This is a genomic window from Nitrospirota bacterium (genome assembly GCA_040756155.1).
Lineage (GTDB): Bacteria > Nitrospirota > Thermodesulfovibrionia > JACRGW01 > JBFLZU01 > JBFLZU01.
Genome location: JBFLZU010000044.1, coordinates 1 through 3,982 on the forward strand (window position 1 = coordinate 1; position 3,982 = coordinate 3,982).

The following is a 3,982-nucleotide window of genomic DNA, read 5'->3' on the forward strand; positions in this document are numbered from 1 at the left end:
ATCTGTCTGCCTCAAGGATGGCATTAACAGGACAGACATCAATACAACTACCACAGAATGTGCAGCCTGATTCATGAAGGGGGCTATCATTTGCAGTTGTGACCTTTGAACCAACACCCCTTCCCATAAAATCAAGGACATTAGTTCCTTGTTCCTTGCAGACCCTAACACACCGAGCACAGAGGATACAATAGTCAGGGTCTCTTTTTATGAAAGGATTGCCTTCATCTAATGGAAAGCCGAACTTTTTCCTGGTAAAGCTTGACTCTTTGATTTCAAAATTATAGGCATATTTCTGGAGATTACAGAGACCTGCTTTTGTGCATGTCATACAATCCAGAGGATGCATTGAAAGGATAAGGTCTATCACAAATTTCCTGATTTCCTGAACCTTTTCTGTTTCTGTATTGACTACCATACCCTCTTTAACCTTTGTGGTACATGCAATCATTGGCGCCTTCAATCCCTCTATTTCCACAAGACACAGCCTGCATGCACCAATCCCCTTCATGCCTTTTATATAACAGAGGTTTGGTATATGAATCCCTGCAATCTCTGCAGCATCTATAAGGTTCATACCTTCAATGGCTTGAACCTCTTTACCGTCTATCTTTAGATTAACTGTTTTTGACATTTAATCCTCCTAATTACTTAATAATTTAAAATTGTCCTCCGTTCCAGCTATTTATTTTTGAATTTTGCATTGTAATTTTTAATTTTGCTTTTTGCATTTTGATTTATTATTCTACCTGCCAACCGCTAACTGCTCCTTAACATCTACTTTTTTAACATCTACTATTATAATCGCCTCCGTTGGACAGACCTTTATGCAGTCACCACATTTTGTGCACCGTTTCTGCCTTATCTCAAAAGGCAGATACCCTGAAAGATATGGTTTTTTCTTTTCTCCAATGATTGCATTATATTTACAAATATCCTGACAAATACCGCACATTGTACACATCTCTGGAATAACCCTGTATTCAATAAATGCTATGCACTCTCTATCACGACATCTGCCTTCAACATGCTCTTTATAGACATCAGTCTCGATCCATTCGAGGATGAACTTTGCAGTATCCTTCCCCTTTTTACACATAGATGCCTCAAACATCTCTGTAACAATTCTTTTTATGGTAAATATATCTGCTTCCGTGCCACTTCCTTCAACAATATTCTGCAATCTTACCTTTACTTCATAACTGCCGAGGGCACAGGGAAAGCATCTGCCACACATAGGACCTGGCAGAAACTCTGTGATATAGTAAAGGGCCTTCTGGAGAGGACACCCCTTTTCCTCTGCTAAAGTTTTTATGTCTTCTACTTTTAATTCTTTTGTCTCAGTCATCCATTACCCCTAATAGATATCTTCTGCCATGTAGACTATTTCTGGAAGCAGATAAGCAACCAGATCCCTGTAAGAAATGACTCCGGCTATTTCATTCCCCTTCATAACCGGTAAATGTCTTACCCTTTTACGGGACATTGAAGTTATTGCTGTGCTTACATCCGTTGAAGCATCTAAGGTTAAAGGGTTCGCAGTCATCACATTCTTAATAATCTCTTTATCGAGGGAGATGTTCTTGACAATACAATGCATGACGTCCCTCTCTGTAAATATCCCGATTAACTTATTGTGTTCATCTACGATAAGTATGCAACCGATATCCGCACCTTCCATGATTTTTATAGCTTCAGCAACGGTTGAATCCTTTCTAATGCTTATTATCTTTATTGGTTTTGCCTCTAAAATATCATTTAATATCATCTTCGTCCTCCTTTCAATAATCTCTATGCTTTCAGAAGGTATCTTGAATACCTCTTCAAGCGTTACATGTCTCTGCTTCCTTATCTTAACCGCACCAATGGGGCATGCATAGTAGCATGCCTTACATTTCGTGCAGTATTCACGGTCTATAAAGTATTTATTCCTCGTTTCTTTGACAGAGTCAAAGGTACATGCCACTTTACACAGACCACATCTAAAACACTCGCTTTGGTTGATTATAAACACGCCAAGACCACTGCAGACCTTTGCACGGCAATATTTATCATTTATGTGCTCTTCATATTCATCCCTGAAATATTTAATCGTTGTAAGAACTGGGTTTGGGGCACTGCTTCCAAGACCACAGAGTGAGCCTGCAACAACCTTTTTACCTATGGCTTCAAGTCTCTCAATGTCACCATCCTGCCCTTCTCCTGATGTAATCCTTTTGAGGATTTCAAGCATCTGGAATGTACCAATTCTACATGGTGGACATTTCCCACATGATTCAGATTGTGTAAATGACAGGAAAAACTTCGCAACATCTACCATACAAGTATCTTCATCCATTACAACCATACCACCTGAACCCATCATGGAGCCCACAGAGGTAAGGGAGTCAAAATCCACAGGTAAATCAAGATATTCTGCAGGGATACAGCCTCCGGAAGGTCCACCTGTCTGAACAGCCTTAAACTCCTTATCCCCCAGAATCCCACCACCTATCTCAAAAATTATCTCCCTTAAGGTAATACCCATAGGGACCTCAACAAGTCCTGTGTTTTTGACCTTTCCCGTAAGGGCAAAGACCTTTGTTCCTGGAGAATTTTTGGTTCCGATTGATAGAAAATAATCAGCACCCCTTTCAATTATTACAGGGACGCAGACATAAGTTTCTATATTGTTAAGGTTACTGGGATAGCCCCATGGACCACCTCCAGGCTCTGAAAGCCTTGGCGGTCTGACCCTTGGAAAACCTCTTTCCCCTTCAATAGAGGCAACAAGCGCCGTAGATTCACCGCAAACAAAGGCACCAGCACCTTCTCTGATATCTACAGTAAAACTGAAATCAGTGCCGAGTATATTTTTACCGAGAATCCCCAACTCTTCTGCCTGTTTTATTGCAATACCTAAATTTTTAACCGCAAGTGGATATTCATGCCTCACATAGATAAATCCGTATTGAGCTCCTATGGCGTACGCACAAATAATCATCCCCTCAAGAAGGCTGTGAGGGTCGCCTTCCATGATAGACCTGTCCATAAACGCACCAGGGTCTCCTTCATCACCATTTGCAATAACAAACTTTATCTTGCCAGGAGCCTTCTTTGTATGCTCCCATTTTTGACCGGCAGGAAACCCTGCACCTCCTCTTCCTCTAAGGTTTGCCTTCTTTACTTCTACAAGGACTTCGCCAGGACTCATTGAAGATAAAACCTTTTCAAGTGCCATATACCCCCCTACAACTATATAATGATTTATATTGCAGGGGTCAATTTTGCCATTGTTTCTAAGGGCAATCCTTAATTGTTTCTTATAAAAAGGTATATCGGTCATTATTGGAACAGGCTCACTCAGAAAGTCATCCCTGTAAAGACTCTGTCTGTAAGGCATACCACCTAAAACTGTATAACTCATAATCCAATGAACATTTTCAGGTTTGGTCCTCTGGTAAAAAATGTCTGCAGGGTCTATTTTTAACACTGGACCCTTCTGACATAATCCCTGACAGCCAGTCTTTATTATTTCAAGGGGAACTCCACGATTAGACACCTCCTTTTTAAAGGCATCTATAACCTTGTAAGCCCCTGTAGCAGTACAGGCTGTCCCGCAGCAAACCCTTGCCCTCAGAGTATCAGGCTTAAAGGTCACTTCTTCAAGCGATTTTCTGAGTTCCTTTAGTTCATTTATGCTATTTAATTTTCTCAGCTCTTTCACCTATAAAATAGATAATTTCTAAATTCCAAGCACCAAATTTCAAACAATGACCAATTTCCAAATTCGAATAACCAAACTTTTGGAATTTCATTTTATTTCTATAGTTTCTGACTTTCCTCCCTTATGGCTTCAACAATCTCATCAATTTCCTTCACATCTATCTCACCAATTATTTCTTCATTTATTGTTGCTACAGGTGCAAGACCGCAACAGCCAATACACCCAACAGTCTCAAGTGTCATAGAAAGGTCATAAGTTGTTTCTCCCTGTTTTATA

4 protein-coding genes and 1 pseudogene are annotated in these 3,982 nt (G+C 40.2%); all 5 read right to left on the reverse strand.

The window, feature by feature from the left end:
- Nucleotides 1-634 (reverse strand): 2Fe-2S iron-sulfur cluster-binding protein (locus tag AB1488_04150; GenBank protein MEW6409290.1); only part of this gene is annotated, 634 nt, incomplete at its 3' end.
- A gap of 111 nt (nucleotides 635-745) precedes the next feature.
- Nucleotides 746-1,348, reverse strand: a complete 603-nt coding sequence (locus AB1488_04155) for an NADH-ubiquinone oxidoreductase-F iron-sulfur binding region domain-containing protein (GenBank protein MEW6409291.1) — start codon at nucleotides 1,346-1,348, stop codon at nucleotides 746-748.
- Between the two features lie 9 nt (nucleotides 1,349-1,357).
- On the reverse strand, nucleotides 1,358-1,768 hold the full coding sequence (locus AB1488_04160; GenBank protein ID MEW6409292.1) for a CBS domain-containing protein: 411 nt from the start codon (nucleotides 1,766-1,768) through the stop codon (nucleotides 1,358-1,360).
- Nucleotides 1,769-1,855: 87 nt separating this feature from the next.
- Nucleotides 1,856-3,640 (reverse strand): annotated as a pseudogene (locus AB1488_04165) (NADH-ubiquinone oxidoreductase-F iron-sulfur binding region domain-containing protein).
- 164 nt (nucleotides 3,641-3,804) lie between these two features.
- On the reverse strand, nucleotides 3,805-3,981 hold the full coding sequence (locus AB1488_04170) for an NAD(P)H-dependent oxidoreductase subunit E (protein ID MEW6409293.1): 177 nt from the start codon (nucleotides 3,979-3,981) through the stop codon (nucleotides 3,805-3,807).
- Nucleotide 3,982: the final 1 nt, after the last annotated feature.